This is a genomic window from Arthrobacter sp. UYEF21 (assembly GCF_040546085.1).
Lineage (GTDB): Bacteria > Actinomycetota > Actinomycetes > Actinomycetales > Micrococcaceae > Arthrobacter.
In genome coordinates this window covers 40878-62836 of record NZ_JBEPNF010000014.1, presented here as the reverse complement: position 1 = coordinate 62836, position 21959 = coordinate 40878, and the positions used below count along the sequence as shown (strand labels likewise).

General features: G+C 66.4%; 14 protein-coding genes, 2 tRNA genes and 1 pseudogene. 4 read left to right on the top strand and 13 right to left on the bottom strand.

Going from position 1 to position 21959, the window contains the following annotated elements:
* The gene (locus tag ABIB27_RS14615; protein ID WP_354216564.1) at positions 1-1035 is read left to right on the top strand and encodes an EamA family transporter; all 1035 of its coding nucleotides are present in this window, start codon (positions 1-3) and stop codon (positions 1033-1035) included.
* A 592-nt stretch (positions 1036-1627) separates the two neighbouring features.
* Here ABIB27_RS14615 and ABIB27_RS14610 read toward each other — a convergent pair.
* The 5 genes from ABIB27_RS14610 to ABIB27_RS14590 form a co-directional block, all read right to left on the bottom strand.
* The gene (locus ABIB27_RS14610) at positions 1628-2368 is read right to left on the bottom strand and encodes a TetR/AcrR family transcriptional regulator (RefSeq protein WP_354216565.1); all 741 of its coding nucleotides are present in this window, start codon (positions 2366-2368) and stop codon (positions 1628-1630) included.
* Positions 2365-4386, bottom strand: a complete 2022-nt coding sequence (locus tag ABIB27_RS14605; RefSeq protein ID WP_354216566.1) for a YhgE/Pip family protein — start codon at positions 4384-4386, stop codon at positions 2365-2367. The genes ABIB27_RS14610 and ABIB27_RS14605 overlap by 4 nt, the downstream gene beginning before the upstream one ends.
* On the bottom strand, positions 4383-5114 hold the full coding sequence (locus ABIB27_RS14600) for an ABC transporter ATP-binding protein (RefSeq protein WP_354216611.1): 732 nt from the start codon (positions 5112-5114) through the stop codon (positions 4383-4385). The genes ABIB27_RS14605 and ABIB27_RS14600 overlap by 4 nt, the downstream gene beginning before the upstream one ends.
* Before the next feature lie 70 nt (positions 5115-5184).
* Entirely contained in the window at positions 5185-6654 is a 1470-nt protein-coding gene (locus tag ABIB27_RS14595) for a dihydrolipoyl dehydrogenase family protein (protein WP_354216567.1), read from the bottom strand.
* 108 nt (positions 6655-6762) lie between these two features.
* Positions 6763-6836: transfer RNA gene (locus tag ABIB27_RS14590), tRNA-Arg, on the bottom strand.
* A 275-nt stretch (positions 6837-7111) separates the two neighbouring features.
* Between ABIB27_RS14590 and ABIB27_RS14585 the strand changes: the two genes are divergently transcribed.
* Positions 7112-8938: a phosphoenolpyruvate carboxykinase (GTP) gene (locus tag ABIB27_RS14585; RefSeq protein WP_354216612.1), complete on the top strand. Its 1827-nt coding sequence runs from the start codon at positions 7112-7114 to the stop codon at positions 8936-8938.
* 160 nt (positions 8939-9098) lie between these two features.
* Here the strand turns inward: ABIB27_RS14585 and ABIB27_RS14580 are convergent, their stop codons facing one another.
* The 4 genes from ABIB27_RS14580 to ABIB27_RS14565 all read right to left on the bottom strand — a co-directional run bounded on the left by ABIB27_RS14580 (position 9099) and on the right by ABIB27_RS14565 (position 12855).
* Positions 9099-10259, bottom strand: coding sequence for a globin domain-containing protein (locus ABIB27_RS14580; RefSeq protein ID WP_354254133.1), 1161 nt, complete (start codon positions 10257-10259; stop codon positions 9099-9101).
* A gap of 215 nt (positions 10260-10474) precedes the next feature.
* Positions 10475-10924 (bottom strand): RrF2 family transcriptional regulator, encoded by a 450-nt coding sequence (locus ABIB27_RS14575; protein ID WP_354216569.1) that lies wholly within the window; start codon positions 10922-10924, stop codon positions 10475-10477.
* Positions 10925-10940: 16 nt separating this feature from the next.
* The gene (locus tag ABIB27_RS14570; protein WP_354216570.1) at positions 10941-11450 is read right to left on the bottom strand and encodes a hypothetical protein; all 510 of its coding nucleotides are present in this window, start codon (positions 11448-11450) and stop codon (positions 10941-10943) included.
* A complete protein-coding gene (locus ABIB27_RS14565) occupies positions 11437-12855 on the bottom strand; it encodes a phosphomannomutase/phosphoglucomutase (protein ID WP_354216571.1) in 1419 nt (472 codons plus the stop codon). Before ABIB27_RS14565 ends, ABIB27_RS14570 begins: the two co-directional genes overlap by 14 nt.
* A gap of 161 nt (positions 12856-13016) precedes the next feature.
* On the opposite strand from ABIB27_RS14565, the gene ABIB27_RS14560 reads away from it, so the two are divergent.
* Positions 13017-15197: a RecQ family ATP-dependent DNA helicase gene (locus ABIB27_RS14560; protein ID WP_354216572.1), complete on the top strand. Its 2181-nt coding sequence runs from the start codon at positions 13017-13019 to the stop codon at positions 15195-15197.
* Here the strand turns inward: ABIB27_RS14560 and ABIB27_RS14555 are convergent.
* The 4 genes and pseudogenes from ABIB27_RS14555 to ABIB27_RS14540 all read right to left on the bottom strand — a co-directional run bounded on the left by ABIB27_RS14555 (position 15121) and on the right by ABIB27_RS14540 (position 19763).
* A pseudogene (locus ABIB27_RS14555) lies at positions 15121-16720 on the bottom strand (MFS transporter). The gene ABIB27_RS14560 and the pseudogene ABIB27_RS14555 overlap by 77 nt on opposite strands.
* A 188-nt stretch (positions 16721-16908) precedes the next feature.
* Positions 16909-16996 (bottom strand) — tRNA-Ser (locus tag ABIB27_RS14550).
* Positions 16997-17007: 11 nt separating this feature from the next.
* Complete coding sequence (locus ABIB27_RS14545) at positions 17008-17511, bottom strand: hypothetical protein (RefSeq protein ID WP_354254131.1); 504 nt, start codon at positions 17509-17511, stop codon at positions 17008-17010.
* Positions 17487-19763 carry a prolyl oligopeptidase family serine peptidase gene (locus ABIB27_RS14540; RefSeq protein WP_354254129.1) on the bottom strand — a complete coding sequence of 759 codons (2277 nt, stop codon included), beginning with the start codon at positions 19761-19763 and terminating at the stop codon, positions 17487-17489. Before ABIB27_RS14540 ends, ABIB27_RS14545 begins: the two co-directional genes overlap by 25 nt.
* A 75-nt stretch (positions 19764-19838) precedes the next feature.
* Here ABIB27_RS14540 and ABIB27_RS14535 point away from each other — a divergent pair, with 75 nt between their 5' ends.
* The gene (locus tag ABIB27_RS14535) at positions 19839-21812 is read left to right on the top strand and encodes an FAD/NAD(P)-binding protein (protein ID WP_354254127.1); all 1974 of its coding nucleotides are present in this window, start codon (positions 19839-19841) and stop codon (positions 21810-21812) included.
* Positions 21813-21959 lie beyond the last annotated feature (147 nt).

The following is a 21959-nucleotide window of genomic DNA, read 5'->3' as shown; positions in this document are numbered from 1 at the left end:
GTGAACCTCCGACACTCCCTCCTGGCACTGCTGGTCGCCGTTCTCTGGGGCCTGAACTTCGTGGCCATCGACATGGGACTGCACACGGACAGCCGTGAGGTGCCGCCACTGCTGTTCGTGGCCATGCGGTTCGTCCTGGTGGTGTTCCCCTTAGTCTTCTTCATCCGGAAGCCGGACGTCAGCTGGAAGGCGATTATCGGCGTCGGGCTCTTTATGAGTGCCGGCCAGTTTGGCCTCCTGTATTTGGCCATGGCCCTGGGCATGCCGGCCGGCCTCGCCTCCTTGGTCCTGCAGGCGCAGGTGCTGCTGACGGTTCTCCTGTCGGCCGGTTTCCTGGGGGAGCGGCCCAGCCGAAGCCAGTTGTTCGGCGTTGTTCTCGGCGTTGCCGGCCTGGCCGTGGTGGCCGTGGGCCGCAGTGCCGTGGCGCCCACACTGCCGCTGATCATCGTGCTGGGCGCGGCGCTGTCCTGGGCTGCCGGAAACGTCATCGCCCGCCAGGCCAAGGCCGCGTCAGGGCTGGGACTGGTGGTCTGGTCCGGTGCCGTGGTGCCGCTGCCCCTCGCCGGACTTTCATTCCTGGTGGACGGCCCGGATGCCGTGCTCGGCACGCTGGCCGACCTTCAGCCGGTCACCATGGTCAGTGCGCTGTACACCGCCATTTTCGGATCGCTGGTGGGGTACGGAATCTGGAACAGGCTGCTTGCCCGGTATCCGTCGTCGGCCGTGGTTCCCTTCACGTTGCTGGTCCCCGTGGTGGGGATGAGCGCCGCATGGCTGATCCTCGCGGAGGTGCCGACGCCGGCTGAACTGGCTGGCGGGGCGCTCCTGCTGGGAGGGGTGGCGACGGCGGTGGTCGCCGGTGGCGGGAAGCAGCGTCAGCGCCGGGATGCCGTCTTGGCGCCGGACTTGGGTGCTGGTTTGGGTGCCGTCTTACGGACCGGTGCAGCGGACGACGACGGCGGCTTGGCTCCCACTGCTGGTACCCGTGCCGCCGCCGGCAGCCGGGCCGGTGCGCGCGAGCCGGAGGCGCGCTGAGCGGTTGAGCCGGAACTGGTACCGTGCTGGGCGGCACTGCCAGTGGCGGCAGCACTCCGGGTTGCCGCGCCCCGGCCCGCTGGCTTCCGTGCGGCCGCACCCCGGGTTGCCGGCCGGCGGCTCGCTGGCGAGGGTTTGTGTCCCCCAGCCACCAGACGTCCCCCGGCCGCGAGCCGTTTTCCCGAAGGCCACACCACACCCAGGGACAGAACCAGCACCGTGGCAACGGCTGACGCGGCGGCCCAGAAGAAGTAGTTGTCCGGATCGTCGGTGGGGAGCGGTGTACCCACGATCGTCGACTGATCCGCGAACCCAAGCTCCCATGTACTAAGGAAAGCCAGGAAAAAGGCAATGGTCAGGCTGCTGCCCACGCCGGTGGCCAGCAGGGCAAGGTGCCGGCGACGCCCCAACAGTTCAGCCACCGCGGCGACGTAGGCCACAGCTGCTAGCCCCAGGAAGGTGACCGTCACGGCTTCCTCGAGCGTGATGGCCGTAAGCACCAGCATGCCCAGGGCGGCGACGGCCGTGATCAAGGCGAACTTCCCGCTGATACCTATGTGGCGCATGGGATCAATCATCCCTGAGGGCGGAGTTACTTCAGGACGTAGCCGCGCATAATGGCCATGATAGCTGCAACACTTTGGTCACGGCTCCGTTCGGGGTTATAGGTCTGGCGGTCCAGGCCCACCACAAAGCAGGCACCCAGGATCGCCGTCTCCAGACTGCCCTGCGAAATGGCTCGGTCCACAGGATAGGCGGCCGCCACGGACTCGACGGCGTCCCCGATCATGGCTAGGAGTTCGGCCCTGAGCACTGCAAAGGTGTCCCGCCAGACGCTGGGCGTGCGCCAGTTTTCGCTGACCCACAGCCGCGCGAAAGACGGATACTCAGCCATGAAGTCCATGGCCTGGCCGATCATCGCCTCCATCGCCACGAGCGGATCCAGTGCGGAATCACCGGAGGCCGCGGAGTTACCCGCAGCCGCGGGGTAACCCACAGCTGCTGGATCACCCGCAGCTGCTGGATCACCCGCAGCTGCTGGATCACCCGCAGCCCAGGGGCCAGCGGCAGCGCTCAGCAGGCGGGCTTTCAGGATGTCCACGCCATGCCGCAGCAACTGTGCGATCAGATCCGACTTGCTGCCGAAATTGTAATAGACAGTGCCCTTGGAGACACCAGCCGCGGCGGCGATCTCATCCACGGTGACGCCGGCGGTACCCCGCTCACCGATCAGGTCCATGGACGCGTCGAACAGCTTCTGGCGCGTGGCATTGGTCCGCGCAGGGCGAAGCTTCTTTTCAACCGGACCACGGTCCGGCATCACGGCGCTCATACCGCGATCTCAGGCTTGAGTGTCTTGAGCGTCCAGTATTTGTGCTTCCGGACGGCAAACGTGGACATTGCAGCGCCCAGCAACGTGTAGCCGAGCAGCCCCAGGACGGTGGGCACGATCATGGACAGGTCCGCGCCATAGATAAGGTGCCGCATGCCGGTGACCACGTAGCCCATGGGGAGGACCTCGTGCACCACGTGCAGGGGCTGCGGGGTGGTCTGCCACGGGAACGTGCCGCCCGAGGACACCAGCTGCAGCACCAGCAGGATCAGCACCACCAGCTTGCCGGGTGATCCCAGCAAGGCCACCACCCCCTGGATGATGGCGCTGAACGCCATGGCCGCGGCCAGCATGAAGAGCCACATCAGGACCGGATGCGCGGGGTTGAGTCCCAGCGCCAGGTTCACCACCAGGGTCAGGAGGGTAGCTTGGACAGCTGAAACCGCCAGGAACGGAAGCCAGCCGCCGACGGCGATTTTCCAGGCGCGGGCGTTCGACGCCAGGGCCCGCTGGGTGATGGGGCGCATGGCCTGGACCAGCATAAAGATGCCGATCCAGAGAGCGAGGGTCAGGAAGAATGGTGCCAGGCCGGCGCCGTAGGAATCCGCCTTGGCCTCGGAGACATTACTGACCGCAACGGGGTCGGCGATCACCTGCGCCAAGCTGTCCTTATGCGCATCGTCCGGGTTGGGCACCTGCCCGGCGCCCTTGGCAATTTCGTCCGCCAGCATCCTGGACCCGTCAGCGGCCGTGCGGGCACCCGCCTCAAGCTGCCCCGCACCGGCGTCGAGCGTTTTTGCCCCGTCCGCAAGACGCCCGGCGCCGTCGAGCGCACTTTGCTGGCCGGTGGCCAAGGTGGCCGCCCCGGTATGAAGCTGGTCCGCGCCCCCGGAGGCCTGGGCCACAGCGACTTTTAACGCGGGCGTGGCCGCGGCGAGCTGGGCGGCGCCCACGCTCACGGCCTCCGAGCCGTCTGCCAGCTGCTGGATCTGTGCGGCATCGGCCTGGATGGTGGTTTTCGCGGTGGCCACCGGGCTGGAAGCGGCTGCATCGTCGAACGCTTTCATCAGCTTTACCGCTGCCTCAGCGGTCAAACTCTGCAGCGCGGCAGCTTCAACCCGTGCCCGCATCCCCTGGTCCGCGGCATCCAGCTGGGTGGCAACGTTCTGCACCGTGGTCTCGAGCTGTGCGTTGCCCGCGGCCACCTTCGCCGCCCCGTTAGCCAGCGTCTGGGTGTCGGTGGGCAGCGTCGCGGTCTTGTCCTTTAGGACGGTGAGGCCACTGCTCAGCTGCCCGGCGCCCTCGGTCAGCCGGTTGGCGCCGTCACGCAATTTCAGTTGACCGTCATAGAGCTCCCCGGCCCCGGTGCTGAGCTCGGTGGTTCCCGCGTGCAGGGTGCCTGCTCCGTCGCGGAGCGCGGCGACGCCGTCGGCCAGCTGTCCGGCACCGTCGCCGGCCTTGAGCATCTGCGCATGGATGGTGCCGAAGCCGGTGAGGAGCTGGTTTGCCGTCTCTTCGCCCACCTCTTTGGCCACGGTGGTGTGGACGGCCGTGGTCAGTTTGTCCACGATGGTGCTCAGCAGGTAGTTGTTGGCGTCGTTCGTGGTGACGTTGAGCATCGCCTGGCTGGCGGAATCGAAGCTGCCGGGGGAGACCAGATTGGTGGAAAATTCTTTCGGGATCTTCAGCGCAAAGGCGTACTTGCCGTTGCTGACACCCGCATCCGCCTCTGCAGCGGTGGGGACCGGCTGCCAGTTGAAAACGTGGCCGTCGATCAGCCCGTCTGCTACTTTCCTACCCGCCTGGATGTCCGTTCCGTCCGAAGACGTGGCGCCGGCGTCTTCCACCACCAGGGCGGCGTCGATTTGGTCCAGGTTCCCGTATGGATTCCAGTTGGCATACAGGTACCCGGCGCCGTACAGCAGCGGCACCATGATCAGGGCCAGGAGGGTCAGCTTCGGCAGCAGTCCGCCGGTCATCCGCTTGAGTTCGGAACGGGCCAGCCGCAGCACTGTCACTTGGCATCCTCGGTTTCGAGTAGGAAGGCGTCTGTTTCGTCGTCGGCTGCTTCGTTCTCTGCCCCCGCGGGGTCATCGCTCTGCCCGGGCACGTCGTCCGGCTGCACCGCCGCGTTGCCGATTACGGCTGCCGGTCCGGTCCACGAGTCCGGGAGGGCAGTAACGGTAGCGACGACGGCGAGTGGCCGGCCGCCGTTGTACGCCAGCTCTTCAAGCCTCGGGAGCCAGTCCGCAGCGCTGGCACTGTGCCTGTCCGGGGAATCCACCACCAGGAGGTCCGTGTGCGGGTTGGCCAGCGCCAGGGCGGTCAGCAGCTCCATCCGCTTCCCGGCGGGCAGCTGTTCGGTCCAGAGATCCGCAATGTCCTCGAACCGGTTGACCTTGAGCCAGGGCTTGCTGAGGAGGGCGCCGCGGTAACGCCGGGGGACCAGGGCGAGGTCCTCTGTCACGAGGTCACGGACACTGAGGTGCTGCTCCGGTTCGTTCACGCCCGGGGCGTCAAGCAGCGCGCTGGCGAGCCGGAGGTTCTTGATCCGGGGGTTCCCGTACCAGGAAATCTGGCCGCCGGTGGGCTTCATGCGGCCGCTGATGGTCAAGGCCAACGCGGTCCGCTGGTCCTGCCGATCGGCTGCCACCAGGAGCAACTCGCCCCGGCTGGCGCGCAGAGAGGTGGGCGGAAGAAGATCGTCGCGCCGGCCTTTCACATGGATCTGCTGTACGGAGAGCAAGGGTGGCCTTTCGACGATGACTGTCTGCACCCCAGCCTAACCGAACTGACTGGTCAGTTCAAATAAAAGCCTACAGTCCGTACTTCTCCAGCAGCCGCAACCACACCTCACTAATGGTGGGAAACGACGGCACCGCATGCCACAGCCGATCAAGCGGGACCTCGCCCACTACGGCAATCGTGGCGGCGTGCAGGAGTTCGGCCACATCCGGACCTGCGAAAGTTGCGCCCAGGAGTACTCCACGGTCCTCGTCCACCACCAGTTGTGCCCAGCCTTCGTAGTGTTCTGAATGCAGGGACGACCCCGAGACCTCGATGGGCAGTTCCACCGAGGACGCGTTGTAGCCGTCCTCCCTGGCCTGCTCCACTGTCCGTCCCACGGTAGCCAGTTCCGGGTCGGTGAACACCACACTGGGCACGGCATGCTGGTTGGCGGTCTGGGCGTAGCGGCTCCACGCTTCCGGGGCGCCCTGCAATTCACCCTTTGCCCGGGCGGCGATGGCGTCACCGGTGGCCCGGGCCTCATACTTGCCCTGGTGCGTGAAATAGTGCTTGCCGGCGGCGTCTCCCACGGCGTAGAGCCAAGGTTCTTCGCCCGGGGTGCCGTGGACTAGGCCGGTTGTGTCGGTGGTGATTTTGACGGGCTGTCCGTCCTGCGTTCCGAAGCCCACGCTTTCCAGGCCGAGGCCCTCGAGGGCGGGATGCCTGCCGGTGGAGACCAGGACCTTGTTTGCCGTTACGGTGCTTGGGCCGCCCAGAGTCTGATCGTGCAGGGTCAGGGTGAACGTGCCGTCGTCGTTCCCCTGGATGGCTTGCGTGGCCGTGTTGAGGCGGATCTCTACCCCGTCCGCACGGAGTCCTGCCTCCACAAGTTTGCTGGCTTCGGCCGGGAAGCTGGCCAGAAGTCCGCTCCTGGCCACGAGCGTCACGTCCGCGCCCAGGCGGGCGAATGCCTGTGCCAGTTCAGTGCCGGCCACGCCGCCGCCGAGGACAGCCAGCCGTTCCGGGATTTCCCTCGCCGACGTGGCTTCCCGGGTGCCCCAGACCTGGAGATCGGCCAGGCCGGGGATGGGCGGTTTGTTGGGCGTGGAGCCGGTGGCCAGAACTACGGCGTGGCGGGCCTCGAGCCGGTAGGTGTTGCCGTCGAGTCCGGCTACTTCCACAGCGCGGTGCCCGGTGAGCCAGCCGTGGCCTCGGATGAGTTCGATCCCGGTGTCTTCCAGCCACTTGACTTGGCTGTCGTCCTGCCAGTTCGAGGTGAAGTAGTCCCGGCGCTTGAGGACTGCCGCCGCATCCAGTGTGCGCGTGACCGCTTCTTCGGCGCCGGGGACGGTCTGTGCCCCGTGCAGGGCGGTACCGGCACGGAGCAGCACCTTTGATGGCATGCAGGCCCAGTAGGAGCACTCGCCGCCCACCAGTTCGGCCTCGACAACCACGCAGGTGAGCCCACCCTGGATCACCCGGTCCGCCACGTTTTCGCCCACGGCGCCTGCGCCGATCACAACGACATCAAATTCGCTTTCCAGGGCTTGGGGCGTCATTTCTCCAGCCTACGCCCGGCTTCCTGCGGCCGGGAGCGCAGATTGCCTGCCTAATTGAGCTTAAAACAAAAGGTCCGCACCGGCGAACCGGTGCGGACCTTCATTCTGTGCGCCCAGAGGGATTCGAACCCCCGGCCTTCTGTTCCGTAGACAGACGCTCTATCCAGCTGAGCTATGGGCGCATATTCTGTTTCGCGGAGCATCTCGCTCCCCGAACCTCGAATTACTTTACGCGAGTGAGGGCCCCGCTGCCAAATCGAGGAGAGTGTAATATAGCTGACTAGACCGGTCTAGGTGACCTTCGTCACTTAATTCGGGAAAGGTGCCCAGTGTTTCCTTGAATTTGAGCGGTTTACTGCCCCTACGAGCAGAAACGTGCACTCTTGGCGCTGCCTAGGACCCCCGGTCGGCCAATAACATTTAGGACACACCGATGAACCCGAGGAAGGGAACCGCAATGGGCGATCTGGCGCAAAAGCCGCTGCTTGAGAAAGCACCCACCACGCATGCAGCACTGCTGGCATGGGTCGAAGAGGTTGCTGAGCTTACGCAGCCGGACCGTATCCACTGGGTTGACGGGTCCGAAGCGGAGAACAGTCGCCTCACGGACGAGCTCGTAGCTGCGGGCACACTGAAGCGGCTGAACCCGGACACGTTCCCGAATTCATTCGCCGCGTTTTCCGATCCTGCCGACGTTGCCCGGGTCGAAGAGCAGACCTTCATCTGCTCCGAAAAGGAACGCGACGCCGGCTTCACCAATAACTGGATGGCCCCGGCTGACATGAAGCAGAAGCTGCGTAGCCTGTTCGCCGGCTCCATGCGCGGCCGCACCATGTACGTCATCCCGTTTGTGATGGGCCACCTTGACGCCGAGGATCCCAAGTTCGGCGTCGAAATCACCGACAGTGCCTACGTGGTCGCGTCGATGCGCATCATGGCACGCATCGGCACCGACGTCCTGGACCGCATCACGGAGACCAGCGCGTTCTTCGTGCCAGCACTGCATTCCCTGGGCGCACCGCTCGCCGCCGATCAGACCGACGTGCCGTGGCCGTGCAACCCGGACAAGTGGATTGTCCACTTCCCGGAAGAGCGTTCCATCTGGTCCTTCGGCTCCGGCTACGGCGGAAACGCGCTGCTGGGCAAGAAGTGCTACGCCCTCCGCATCGCGTCCGTCATGGCCCGCGACGAAGGCTGGCTGGCTGAGCACATGCTCATCCTGAAGCTGACCTCGCCGGCGCAGAAGACGTACTACGTCTCTGCTGCCTTCCCGTCCGCCTGTGGCAAGACGAACCTTGCGCTGCTCGATCCCACCATTGAGGGCTGGAAGGTGGAGACCCTGGGTGATGACATCACCTGGATGCGCTTCGGCAAAGAAGGCGAGCTCCGCGCCGTCAACCCCGAGGCCGGCCTCTTCGGCGTGGCACCGGGCACCGGCTGGGGCACTAACCCCAACGCCATGCGCGCCATCGCCAAGGGCAACAGCATCTTCACTAACGTTGCCCTGACCGACGACGGCGGCGTGTGGTGGGAGGGCATGACCGAGGAAGTGCCTGCCCACCTCACCGACTGGCAGGGCAACTCCTGGACGCCGGATTCGGACAAGCCTGCGGCCCACCCGAACTCACGGTTCTGCACGCCCATCGACCAGATCGACATGCTGGCCGAGGAATACCACAGCCCGGACGGTGTGGAGCTCTCCGCGATCCTCTTTGGCGGCCGCCGCAAGACCACCATCCCCCTGGTGACCGAGGCGCGCAGCTGGTCCAACGGCATCTTCATGGGTTCCACGCTGTCCTCCGAGACTACGGCCGCAGCAGCGGGCGCAGTTGGTGTGGTCCGCCGCGACCCCATGGCCATGCTGCCCTTCATGGGCTACGACGCCGGCGACTACCTGAACCACTGGGTGAACCTGTCCGCAAAGGCCAACCCGGAGCGCCTGCCCAAAATTTTCCTGGTCAACTGGTTCCGCCGCACGGCCGAGGGCGGCTTCGCCTGGCCCGGCTTTGGCGATAACGCCCGTGTCCTGAAGTGGGCCATCGAGCGCCTCGAGGGCAAGGCTGACGCGGTCGAGACGCCCATCGGTTTTGTTCCGACCGGCGAGTCCATCGACCTCAAGGGCCTGGACATGACCCCGGCGCAGGTCGAGGCAGCAGTCCGCGTCGATCCGGAGGAGTGGGCCACCGAGCTGGCCTCCATCGAGGAATGGTTCGCCAACTTCGGCGAGTCGCTCCCCGAGGCTCTGCAGTCCGAGCTGGCAGGCCTGAAGGCCCGCCTGGGCTAGCATGTCAGGCACTTAGCGCAAAGTACGACGGCGGCCCCGCACCTTTTCAACGAAAGGTGCGGGGCCGCCGTCGTACGCTCCCCAAGGAGTTTTTGTCCAGATAATGCCGCCAAATGGCCGCATAAGGGGCGTTATCTGGACAAAAACTCGGAGGGGCGGGCTAGTTGGCGAGCCAAATGTCCGGACCGAAAACCTCGTAGTGGATCCTGGTGGCGGGGATCCCTGCGTTGATGGCTTCGTTGCGGATGTGCTTCATGAACGGCAGGGGCCCGCAGAGGTACAGCGAAGCGTCGGCGGGGAGGTCCACCTCGCGCAGGGACATAAACCCTTCCTTCGCACCCGGGACCGGCTGCTCCAGCCAGAGCTGCAGGTCGGCACCCGCGAGACGGTCGACGTCGTCGATCATCTGGCCGCGCAGCGCCCAGCTTTCCAAGGTGCTTTCCGCGTGCAGAACCAGTACTTGCCGCCCTGAACCCGCTTCGGCGAGGGAGCGCAGGATGGACGCCGTGGGAGTGCAGCCAATGCCGGCGGAGGCCAGGACCACCGGACCCTCACCCTCCTTGAGGGTGATTTCGCCGTAAGGATTGGAGATCTCCAGGATGTCGCCAAGCTCGACGCCGTTGTGCAGCACCGGGGAGACCTCACCGCCGTCGTTGAGCTTGGTGGTGAAGGTACGGCTGGTGCCGGCGTCGTCGGACAGGGAGTACTGGCGGACCTGGCGCAGACCGTCCGAAAGTTGGACTTTGACGCTGACGTACTGGCCTGGCAGGGCGGCCGTGATGGGAGTGTCGTCAGCCGGTTCCAGGGTGAAGGTCATGGCGCCGGTGCCGGCCAGGGTCTTGGCCGCAACCCGCCAAGGAGCCCACATTTTCCCGTTGGCCTGGGCTGCGTAGAGGCCCTTCTCAATCTTGATCAAGGCGTCTGCCATCAGCCAGTAGACCTCAGTCCAGGCCTCCGCGATTTCCGGCGTGATGACCTCGGCGAGGTCCTCGGCAATAGCCGCGAAGAGGTGCTCGTAGACAACCTGGTACTGGGGTTCGGTGATTCCCAGGGAGGCGTGCTTGTGGGCGATCCGGGAGAGCACGGTTTCCGGGAGGGTTCCCGGGTTGTTGACCAGGTGCGTGGCGAAGGCGGCGATGCTTCCGGCGAGTGCCTGCTGCTGGTCGCCCGAGCGCTGGTTGGAACGGCTGAATAGGCCATCGAGCAGTTCCGGGTGGGCGGCGAACAGCCGGGCATAGAACTTGGGGGTGATGGCGCCCATCCGGGAGCCGACGAGCGGCAGGGTGGCCTCAATGACAGGGCGGGATTTGTCCGAGAGCATGTGTACTCCTGAGGTAGGTGACCGGGGCCTTCGCACGGTCGGGCGAATACGTGCATTTCAAATACGTGTATTTATTCCTTATTTCTACACCTCGTAGAAATAGGAATCAAATCGGGTGCGTCATGGGCCGGAACGAGAGCGGACCAGGGCCGGACAGGAGCCTGATAAGGGCCGGAGAAGGGTGCTGGATACGGCCGCGGGCTGGCGGTTTCTGGCTAAAGGCCGGGCCGCAGGCCGATCATCTGGAAGGCGGGGCCCATCTGCGTACTTCCCGGCAATTCCGCCACAACCACCGTGTCGAGTTCCCGGTAGAAGGCCTCACGGGCGCGGGCGAGGGCTGCCCGGAGCTTGCACTCGTTGATCAGCGGGCAGGCGCCGCCCGGCCCAATACAGTCGGCGGCGTCGCTCCTGGTGTCCAGTTCGCGCAGAATCTGGCCCACAGTGGCGCGGCGGCCGGCCCGACTCAGCCGGGCGCCGCCCGTCCTGCCGCGCTCCACTTCGACCAGGCCAAGGCTCCGCAGCCTGGCCATGGCCTTGCTGACATGGTTGTAGGGCGTGGCTACGGCATCCGCGATGCTCTGCGTGGTCAGCAGCGTCGCGTCAGGAGCGGAGGCCAGCACCATGAGGGCACGTAGGCTGACATCTGAGAACGCATTAATTTTCATCCGGAGGGCCTGCGGTCTAGTCCATCCAGATGGAGGGCTCGTTGGTGTCAGCCGCGAGTTGGCCGAAGTTCCATTCGCGGGTTGCTGTGTTGGCAGCGTAGGGGAGGACCGCAGCGAAAACCGTTCCATCGCGATGTTCCGCGGCCACGTGGATGGCGTCAGAATCCTCCTCGACCAGCGTGATGTCGCAGACCAATGCGGCGGCCCGGAAGTCGGCCCGGTTTTGGCGGAGCACTTCGGTGAGGTCGCTGATCATGGCATCCGCATCGAAGTCGGCGTCGGAGCCTTCCCCGGGATCCGCGGGAGTCACGGCCATCAGGCGTACTTCGCCGTCGTTCTCCACCACCAACGCGAACGGCAGGAAGCCGCCGTTCCTCTGGAGCTGCTCCTGGGCAGCACCGATGCCGGTGCCCAGCAGGTTCTCCAGATCCGTGGCTGAGGCTTCCGGAACGGAATCCCGCCAGGAAGACACGGCCGCCGGGCTGTCCGCGGACTCGTTGGCCACGTGGGGCTTAGCGCCGGACATTGGCCAGCACGCGGTCGCGCACACGTTCCATCAACGGGCGGTCCGTGGCTTCCACGTTCAGCCGGAGGAACGGCTCAGTGTTGGAGGGGCGCAGGTTGAACCAGAAGCTGCCGTCGTTGGCCGTGAACGTGCTGCCGTCCATGGTGTCCACAGTGATGTCCTCGGCAGCAAAATCTGCGCGGACCCGGTCCACTGCTCCGGCCTTGTCCTCAATTTCGGAGTTGATTTCCCCGGAAGACACGTACGGCTCATACTCTCGGCCCAGCTCGGACAGCGGGCCGTCCTGCTCACCGAGCGCCGCGAGGACGTGCATGGCCGCGAGCATACCGGTGTCAGCATTCCAGAAGTCGCGGAAGTAGAAGTGGGCGGAGTGCTCGCCGCCGAAGACGGCACCTTCCTCGGCCATGACTGCCTTGATGAAGGAGTGGCCCACACGCGTGCGGACGGCGCGGCCGCCGTCGTGCTCCACCAGTTCCGGCACCGCGCGGGAGGTGAGCAGGTTGTGGATGATGGTGGGCGTCGACTCGCCCTGCCCCTGGGCTCGCGCGATTTCGCGGCGGGCCACCATGCCAGTGATGGCCGACGGCGAGACGGGCTCGCCCATTTCGTCGATGACGAAGCAGCGGTCGGCATCGCCGTCGAAAGCCAGGCCAATATCGGCTCCGTGCTTCACGACCGCGGCCTGCAGGTCGCGGAGGTTTTCCGGCTCGAGGGGGTTGGCCGGGTGGTTCGGGAAGGAGCCGTCCAGCTCGAAGTAGAGGGGGATGATCTCGAACGGGAGCTTGGGCAGGAGGGCGTTACCGAGGACGGCGGGGGTGGTGAGTCCGGCCATGCCGTTGCCAGCGTCCACCACCACCTTGAGCGGGCGGGACCCGGACAGGTCCACGAGCTCGCGGAGGTACTCGGAGTAGCCCTTCAGGACGTCGTGGACGCTGATCTGGCCACGCGTGGCGGCGGCCGGGATGGAACGGGTGTTCAGGTACTCCTCGGCGAGGGCCTGGATTTCCTTGAGGCCCGATTCGGAGGAAATGGGCTGCGCGCCGGCTTTGGCCATCTTGATGCCGTTGTATTCGGCGGGGTTGTGGCTGGCGGTGAAGGTGGCACCGGCTGCGTTGAGGTGGCCGCAGGCGTAGTAGAGCTCGTCGGTGGAGATGAGGTCCAGGAGTTTGACGTTGGCTCCGCGGGTGGCGGCGCCGTCTGCGAAGGCCTTGGCGAACTCGGGGGAGGAGGGACGCATGTCGCCGCCTACCAGGACGGTCTGACCATCCAGCTCGAGGACATCCACGAAGGCGGCCCCCACGGCTTCGACGATTTCGGCGGTAATGGAATCGCCCACGATGCCGCGGACGTCGTAGGCCTTGAAGGATGCCGAGAGGTCAAAAGTCTTTGTCTGTTCGCTAGTCACGGGTCTTATCTTACGTGGAACTGCACCGGTGCCTGTGGAGGGGGAGTGGGCGCCCGGCTATGTGACAGCTGGGTCCGGGTGTTGCCGCCGCGTGCGCCGGATTGTCCACATACCAAGCCCGCGGCCTAACGGGTGTCGGTGGGGGCTGGGATACTGAATCAATGGTCGATACCCAGAACGCCGCCCTTCTTTCCGCCTCTCCCGCTCCGCCGTCCACCACAAAAAGCCAGGCCCTGGCGGTCCTGCGGGAGCTCGTCGGCCATCCGGCGGCGGACTTCCACGATGGACAGTATGAAGCGATTGAGGCACTGGTCGACGGCGGCAGGCGCGCTTTGGTGGTGCAGCGTACCGGTTGGGGAAAATCGGCTGTGTACTTCGTCGCCTCTCTGCTGCTCCGGCGCCGCGGTGCCGGACCCACGCTGATCGTCTCGCCGCTGCTGGCACTGATGCGGGACCAGGTGGCCGCCGCTGCCCGCGCCGGCGTGCGGGCCGTGGCCATCAACTCGGCGAACCAGCTTGACTGGGACACCGTCCGGGAGCAGCTGGCCGCTGATGAAGTGGACGTCCTGCTTGTATCGCCGGAACGGCTCACCAACCCGTCCTTCCGTGAGAACCAACTGCCGGAGCTCATCCGGCGGACCGGCCTGCTGGTGATTGACGAGGCCCACTGCATCTCTGACTGGGGCCATGACTTCCGGCCGGATTACCGGCGCATCGCGGATCTGATCACGCAGTTGCCGGACTCGGTTCCTGTTCTGGCCACCACTGCGACGGCCAACTCCCGGGTGGTCCACGACATCGAGGAACAGCTCGGCGCAGGGGTCCTGACCATCCGCGGCACGCTGGGCCGCGATTCCCTGCGGCTGGGTGTCCTGGCATTGCCGGACTCACGCGAACGGCTGGGCTGGCTCCTGACTCACCTCGCTGAGCTGCCGGGCAGCGGGATCATCTACACCCTGACAGTTTCCGCCGCGGAGGACACCGCCCGGCTGCTCGCGGAGGCGGGGCATCACGTCCTGTCCTATACCGGCCGGACCGATCCCGCGGACCGGGAGCGTGCAGAGCAGTTGCTCAAGGACAACCAGGTCAAAGCACTCGTGGCAACGTCGGCGTTGGGCATGGGCTTCGACAAGCCGGACCTTGGCTTCGTGGTCCACCTCGGCGCACCGTCCTCCCCGGTGGCCTATTACCAGCAGGTAGGCCGTGCGGGCCGTGGCGCAGCCAACGCCGACGTGCTGTTGCTGCCGGGCTCCGAAGACCGCGATATCTGGCAGTACTTCGCGACGGCGTCCATGCCGTCGGAGGAGAAGGCTACCGCCGTGCTGACCGCCTTGGCCGACGCTGGCGGCGCAGTTTCCACGGTCGCCCTGGAAGCACGTGTTGACCTCCGGCGGACCCCGCTGGAGCTCCTCCTGAAGGTGCTGGCGGTGGACGGCGCGGTGGAGCGGGTCGGCGGCGGGTGGCGTTCCACCGGCCAGCCTTGGGTCTATGACGCCGAGCGCTACCGCAGGATCGCGGAAGCCAGGGTGGATGAGCAGGACTCCATGGTGATCTACCAGGACACTGCCGGGTGCCGGATGGAGTACATCACGTCGGTCCTGGATGACGAGACGGCACATGCCTGCGGCCGGTGCGATAACTGCGCGGGCCGCTGGTTCCCGGCAGACATTGCCGCCGACGCCACCGCGGCGGCGGGCCAGACCCTGCGCCGCGCCGGCGGCGTCCTGGAGGCGCGCCTGCAGTGGCCCAGCGGCATGGACCGTCTGGGTGTGCCGGTCAAGGGCAAGATCAAACCTGACGAAGGACTGGCGGACGGCCGCGTGCTGGCCCGGCTCACCGATCTCGGCTGGGGCGGGGCGCTGCGCGAACTTTTCGCCGCCGGTGCGCCCGACCGTCCGGTGGATCCTGCCATGCTGCAGGCCTGTGTTCAGGTCCTGCGCGAATGGGGCACGGGCGATGGCCGCAACCCGGGCTGGAGCGGTGCGGGAAGACCGGTCGCGATTGTCAGCATGCCCTCCCGGAGCAAGCCCGAACTGGTCCGGTCCCTGGCGCAGGGGATCTCGGAAATCGGCCGCATGCCTTACCTCGGCGAGTTGTCCCTTGGCCACGGCGGTCCTACGGGAAGCCGCGGAGGCAACAGCGCCTACCGGCTGGCGGGAGTGTGGGACAGATTGGTGGTGGGACCGGAACTGGAGGCAGCCATGGCTTCACTGCGTGGCCAGGGTGTGATGCTGATTGACGATCTTGTGGACAGCCGGTGGAGCGTTACCGTGGCTGGACGTGCCCTGCGCCAGGCGGGGGCGGGGGCTGTTCTTCCGCTGGTGCTTGGCCAGGCGGGCTGACTTCTCGGCTGTCTCGGTCGCCGGGACTGACGGCCGGGTCGCCGGGACTGACAACCGGTTCGCCGGGACTGACAACCGGTTCGCCCGGACGGCGCGGCTGGTCCGGACGGCTGACCTCTGCGCCGGCGTGCCCGTGCAGGGACAGGCTGTCTGCGGTGCTGAACAGCATCAAGACTGCCATGGTCAGGAAGGCGCCACGGAACGGTCCTGCCGCATCCGCGTCGAAGACTGCCACGCCGTCGAAAACCCGGATCAGCAGTGCACCGACGGCGATTCCCGAGCCGGCGGCCAGCTGAACCAGAGTCGCTGAGACAGAGTTGGCCGACGTGAGCTGGGCCGGCACGATGTCCGCATACTGCACCGAGGCATAGATAGGCCGAGAACCCGATGGAGCGGAAAGCGCCGCTGCATACCAGCAGAGCGAAGATCAGTGCCTGCGGTGTTTCCGGTGCGAGCAGGGCGCATAGTGCGAAGGTCACGGCGGAGGCCAGGGATCCCAAGACCAGCATGGCCCGGGAACCGAAACGGCGGATCAGCGGCGTCGTGGCCGGTTTGATGCCGATGTTGCCGATGAAGACGGCGGCCACCATGATTCCGGCGTGCAGCGGTGACCAGCCGAAACCGGTCTGGAACATCAGGGGCAGGAGAAATGGCACCGAACTGATGGTCAGGCGGTACACAAACCCGCCCGTGGCCATGGCCCGGAAGGTCCGGGTGGCAAAAACCGACAGAGCGAACAACGGGTTCTTGGCCCGTCGCATCCACAGCACGGCGCCTCCCAGGGCGGCCAGCCCGGCCACTGCGGAGAGTACGGCCCACGGCCCGTCTGGATGGGCGGTGGCCAGTTCCAGGCCGACCACCAGGGCACCGACTCCCATGGTGGTCAGGAGCAGCCCCAGCCAGTCCAATCGGCGGCCCGGATTTCCTGCAACGGCGGGCACGATGCGCAGTGCCGCGATGAACGCGGCTGCGCCCAGTGGCAGATTGATCAGGAAGATCCAGTGCCAGGAGAGATACGTGGTCAGGGCGCCGCCCACGAGTGGCGCCAGCACCGGTGCCAGCAGGGCCGGCCACACCAGGAATGCTGTGGCACGCAAGAGTTCCGACTTGGGTGTGCCGCGAAGTACCAGGAGCGTGCCCACCGGAACCATCATGGCTCCGGCCGCACCCTGAACGATCCGGCTCAACGTCAGCACCGTCAGGTCCGGGCTCATTGCGCAGGCAAGGGACGCGAGTGTGAACAGGGCAATCGCCAGGCAGAAAATTTTGCGTGCGCCCACCCTTTCGGCGAGCCAGCCACTCAGCGGGATGCCCATGGCCACGGTCATGAGGTACGCGGTCATGGTGATGTTCACATCGGCGGCGGGGACGCCGAAGTCGGCGGCGATGTTGGGGATGGCCGTGGTGAGCACCGCTCCGTCAAGGAATTCCATAAAGAGGGTGGACGCCACCAGCAGCGCGAGGCGCGGATTCCACGGCTGGCTTGAGCTGGTTTTGACGTCGGTGGTGTTGCTTGCTGGCATTGCACCATCCTGACATCGCTGAAACTAGGCAGCAGCTGATGTCGTAATGAGCCCTCAAAACGACATCAACTGCTACGTACCTGGGGAAGGAGAGCGAAAGCACCGGTACCTGGAAAGGCATGTGGCCCCTGAAATTCAACGGTTCCCGGGAACGCAAAAGGCCCCGGTCCAAGGACCGGGGCCGAACGCGGAGACGGGGGGATTTGAACCCCCGGTGGAGTTGTGCCCCACACTTCATTAGCAGTGAAGCCCATTCGGCCGCTCTGGCACGTCTCCAATTGCTATTCCTAGCCCACCAAGGATACGCAGAACCGGCCATGCAGTGCAAAACGGCCGTGAGTTCGGCCCCGGGCAGCCAACAACTGGCCGTCAACCTGCCCGATACTCGCCGATAGCCGCCCGCCCCAGCCCTGCCCACGGCCGCGATCTGCCTCAGCCGCCGGGCTGCACGGGGCGGACCATCCTGACTTCGCGGAGGTTTTCCCAGCCAGTGATGTGGTCCTCGGCACCGTCGGCCGCAAAGCCGAACCGGTATAGAAGCCGGTGGCCTTCCCGGTGTCTGCCGCAACCCACAGGCTCGCGGCTTTAGTGCCCAACGCAGCTTCGAGAAGCCGGCGCCCCAGACCCAGCCGGCCTGCCGGATCCACGGCGGCCAGGAAGGCGTCGGACAGCATGCCCCCGTACGTCGCCTGCCAGCAGCGGAGATGGACTTCTGCCAGCCGTTCCACGTCGGCACCGACCGCCCGCCGCACCGACAGCCCGGACATCAGCCGCCAGCGAGGGTCCGCCACAGGAAGTGCTGGCTGCGGGCCTGGAGTGCCGCGGCCTGCCGGTTGTCCGACGCTCCGGCATGGCCGCCCTCGAGCGCCTCGTGGAACCAGACGTTCGGGATGCCCATGGCCTGCATGCGGGCAGCCATCTTGCGGGCCTGGACCGGGCCCACCCTGTCGTCGGACGTCGCCGTCCAGATGAATGTTTCGGGGTAGTCCACGCCGTCTTTCAGCAAGTGGTAGGGGGAGAAGGTTTTGATGTACTCCCATTCCGCCGGCACATCAGGGTCACCGTATTCGGCGATCCAGGAGTGCCCGGCGGAGAGCTTGGTGTAGCGCCTCATGTCCAGCAGCGGGACACCGCAGGACACGGCTCCAAAAAGCTCCGGATACGTGGTGAGCATGTTGCCCACCAGGAGCCCGCCGTTCGACCCGCCCACGCAGCCCAGCCGTTCACGGGACGTGACGCCGCGGGAAATGAGGTGCCGGGCCACTGCCGCAAAGTCCTCAAAGGCCCGGTGCCGGTTCTCCTTCAAAGCGGCCCGGTGCCAGCCCGGCCCGTATTCGCCGCCGCCGCGGATGTTCGCCACCACGAAGACGCCGCCGCGGGAGTGCGGCGCCGCGCCGGTCGCCGTCGTCCGCCGTTCCAGCCAGGCCCTGCCGACGGTTCCGCTGTAGGCGGGTGTGCGGGAGACTTCGAAGCCGCCGTAGCCGGAAAGCTGTGTGGGGTTCTGGCCGTCCGCGACCAGGTTGCGGGAGGCCACCTGGAAATAGGGGACCCGGGTGCCGTCCTCGGACACTACGAAGTGCTGCTGCACTTCGTAGCTGGCGTCGTCAAAGAACGACGGCGACGCCTTCACTTCCGCGTGCCGGCTCACCACAGAACTGCTCACCCCAGCACTGCTTCCGGAACGATCGCGGCTCGCTGCAGCCTCGCGCTCCAGGGTTCCCCGCATCAGCGTGCTGGGGGTGGTGAAACCGGTGGCGACGAGCCAGAAATCGTCGCCCGCACCGCCGTCGGTGGGGCCTTCATCTTCATCGTCCACCGCGTAGGCGTTAACGTCGTGCAGCGGCGGGCAGGCGTCCAGCAGCGACGAAGCCCACGCGCCGGCACCCGAGGCAAAACCAGCAGCAGGCGCAGCAGGATCCAACACCCGGATTTCGGAGGAGACATCGCGCAGCAGGTTCAGCAGCAGGAAGTTCCGCGTCCAGCTCCACGACTGCAGTGAGGTGTGGACGTCCGGAGTGAAGAGAGTCAACAGCTTCCGTGAGCCTGATAGATACTCTGCAAAGTTGGCGGCCAGCAGCGATCCGGCGGGATACGTGGTGCCCTCAAGAACCCAGTCCTGCTGCGGCCGGAACAGCAGCCATTCGCGGTGGGCACTGAGGTTGACGTCGGTGGGCGCCTCGATCTCTGTCCAGGCATCGTCCCAACGGAGGTAGGTGCTGCGGTTGTAGAAGTCGATGTAATCCACGGCGAACGTGCGCTCGAAGCCGGGAGTGGAGTCGTGGGCCACCACGGCCATCATGTGGTCTTCGGGGACCTCGAACAAAAGCGGTGCACCACCGAGGGATTCGCCGCGCCGCAGGGTGACGGCGGTCCGGGCGTAGGAGGAAGCCGTCGCGGGCAGCCCTTCGGCGGTGGAGGCGACCAGCAGCGTGTCCGCGTCAAGCCACGAAACGTTCCCCTTCGCCGTCGGGAGGTCAAACCCGCCGCTGGCCGGGTCCACGAAGATGCGGGTGTCGACGTCGAACTCGCGGTAGCGGTTGGCGTCACCGCCGTCGGGGGAGAATGCCAGCAGGGCAATCCGGTAGCGTTCGCCGGCGGCCGGGCGCAGGAACGTGGCGCCGTGGAACACCCACTCGACTCCTTCGTCGGCGGCCAGCGCGTCCACGTCCAGCAGCACATCCCAGTCGGGTGAGTCGGTGAGGTAGCTCACCCACGTGGTGCGGCGCCACAGCCCCCTTGGGTTCGTCTGGTCCTTCCAGAAGTTGTAGTACCAATCGCCGCGCTTCCCCACCATGGCGATCCTGTCCGTGGAATCCAGCACCGCCAGGATGCTCCCCTCCAGGGCCGCGTACTCGGCGTCCTCCAGGAGGTCCTCGGTGCGGGCGTTCTGCTCCCTGACCCAGGCCAGGGTCTCCTCGCCGTAGATTTCTTCCAGCCACACGTTCTCATCAGTGGGCTCGGGGGCAACCGCGGGCGTGGCGGCCCCAGAGCCGGAGGTGGCGGACGATGAACCGGGCGATTGATCAGCTGCAGTGGTGGTCATGCGCCCCATCCAAACAACATCTGCGCTCAGCAAGCAAGTCAAGCGCCGGGGGTCGGTGCCGATACTCTGGATGCCGTGGGTAAATCGACGAGCATCCGGGTAGCCATCATTGGCGCGGGCCCCCGGGGGACCAGTGTGCTGGAGCGCCTGCTCGCCCATGCCGCAGCCGCCACCGGCCCCGTATCCCTCCACATCGACGTCGTCGACCCCTACCCGGCAGGTCCGGGGCATGTGTGGCAGCCCCGGCAGTCCCGGCTCTTCCTCATGAACACCCAGTCCTTTTATCCCACCGTCATTCCCGAGGACCCCCGACTGGCTCTGCCTCTGGCCGGCACCACCTTCAACCGCTGGCGGGCCCAGCAACACCTAGACCCGGTGCCCTCCCTGACGCCGGACGAGCTGGACGAGCTGGCCGCCTTGGAGTCCCGTGACTTTCCCAGCCGCGCCCTGTATGGCCGTTATCTGCGCTGCACCGTGGAGGACCTTCTGGGTCAGCTGCCCGACGGCGTCACTGTAGTTTTCCACGAAACGGCGGCTCTGTCGGTGCGCTCGGCAGGAAACGGCGGAACCGGCGCCAGGCCAACCGGCGCCGGCGGGTTCGCCGTCGGACTCGCCAACGACACTTCGCTCACGGTCGATTCCGTGGTGCTGGCGCTCGGGCACATTCCCTCCCGACTCAACCCCGAGCAGCGCGAACTCCAGTCTTCAGCCGGGCAGCTGGGCCTGCGGTACTTCCCGCCTGCCGTGCCCGCGGATGTGGACTGGTCCGCCATCCCGGCCGGCGAACCGGTCCTGGTCCGGGGCATGGGGCTGAACTTCTTCGATGCCATGGGCCAGCTGACCGAGGGCCGGGGCGGGAAGTTCGTCGATGCCGGAACAATGCTTGAGTACCAGCCCTCCGGCCAGGAGCCACTGATCGTCGCCGCCTCCCGCCGCGGCACCCCCTACCGGGCCAAGGCCGCGCTGGACGGCTACTACCCGTCGTCGGTCACGTTGCGGTACCTCACGGAGGCAGCGCTGGCACGGTTCGCAGCCGCCGGGATCCGCCCCGGCTTCGACCACGACCTGTGGCCGCTCCTGCACCGCGACACCCTCTGGGCCTACTATTCAACCCTCGTGCGCTCGCAGCCCGGGTCCATCCAGGATGTGCCGGTGTTCCTGGCGGCGCTGGACGAGGCCCTGCGGCCGCACGCCCACAGCCCAACCAAGTGGGAAGACGCCGTGGAGAGCGTCCTGGCCGTGCATGTCGGGCCGCGGCACCGGCTGGACCTGCTGGGCCTCGCCTCCCCCCTCGCCGGGCGGTCCTTTGGGGCGCGCGCGGAACTGGACGCCGCCGTCGTAGATTACCTCCTTGATGACGCCCGCCGCTCCGCGCTCGGCGAGCAGGACCCGGTCAAGATGGCCATCGGCGCGCTGCATCACGGACGTGCGGTGCTGAAGACGGCAGTGGCCGACGGCGGTATCACCGATGAGTCCTGGGTGGCCGGACTGCGTGGCTGGTTCGAGTCATTTGTGGAGGGCCTGGCCAGCGGGCCGCCTGCACTGCGCGCTGAGCAGTTGGCAGCACTGGTGCGGGCCGGACTGGTCAGCTTCGTGGGGCCCGACCCCCGGTTCAGCGTGGACCGGCGGGCAGGCTGTTTTACCGCCGTCTCACCGTGGGTGGGCGGACCGCCGGTAACCGCCACCACCATGGTGGAGGCCCTGGCGCCGGCCAACCGCGTGTCCGCCAACGATTCGCCGCTGCTGCAGCAACTCCTGGCGGAGGGCATGGTTCGTCCCCGGCTGATGATGACGGCCGAAGGCGCCCCGGTCCAGGCGACCGGGCTCGACGTCACCCCGCACCCGTACCGCCCGCTGGCGGCCAACGGCTCGGAGACTGACGGGCTGTACATCCTTGGCCTGCAACTCTCCGCCGCCCAGTGGGGCACCGCCATTGCCGCGGAAGCGCTTCAGCCGGGCGGCCCTGTTTATTCGAGCGGGCAGCGGACCCTCCGCGACGCCGACGAGATCGCGCAGGCCATTCTGGGCGATGGCATCAAACATCCGTAGTTAGTCGTCGCAGCGCCGTTCCGGCGGCTGGCGGGCCGCCTAACACGGGGACGCGGTGCACCGAAATATCTCAGCCCCTCCCCCCGAGTTTTTGTCCAGATAATGCCCCCAAACGCCCGGAAAACCGCATTATCTGGACAAAAACTC

Bases quoted from the DNA above. Each gene is read 5' to 3' on its own strand.
- ABIB27_RS14610 (WP_354216565.1), bottom strand. From the start codon at position 2,368: ATGAGCGCCGTGATGCCGGACCGTGGTCCGGTTGAAAAGAAGCTTCGC.
- ABIB27_RS14560 (WP_354216572.1), top strand. From the start codon at position 13,017: ATGGTCGATACCCAGAACGCCGCCCTTCTTTCCGCCTCTCCCGCTCCG.
- ABIB27_RS14540 (WP_354254129.1), bottom strand. From the start codon at position 19,763: ATGACCACCACTGCAGCTGATCAATCGCCCGGTTCATCGTCCGCCACC.
- ABIB27_RS14585 (WP_354216612.1), top strand. From the start codon at position 7,112: ATGGGCGATCTGGCGCAAAAGCCGCTGCTTGAGAAAGCACCCACCACG.
- ABIB27_RS14580 (WP_354254133.1), bottom strand. From the start codon at position 10,259: ATGCTCTCGGACAAATCCCGCCCTGTCATTGAGGCCACCCTGCCGCTC.
- ABIB27_RS14575 (WP_354216569.1), bottom strand. From the start codon at position 10,924: ATGAAAATTAATGCGTTCTCAGATGTCAGCCTACGTGCCCTCATGGTG.
- ABIB27_RS14570 (WP_354216570.1), bottom strand. From the start codon at position 11,450: ATGTCCGGCGCTAAGCCCCACGTGGCCAACGAGTCCGCGGACAGCCCG.
- ABIB27_RS14595 (WP_354216567.1), bottom strand. From the start codon at position 6,654: ATGACGCCCCAAGCCCTGGAAAGCGAATTTGATGTCGTTGTGATCGGC.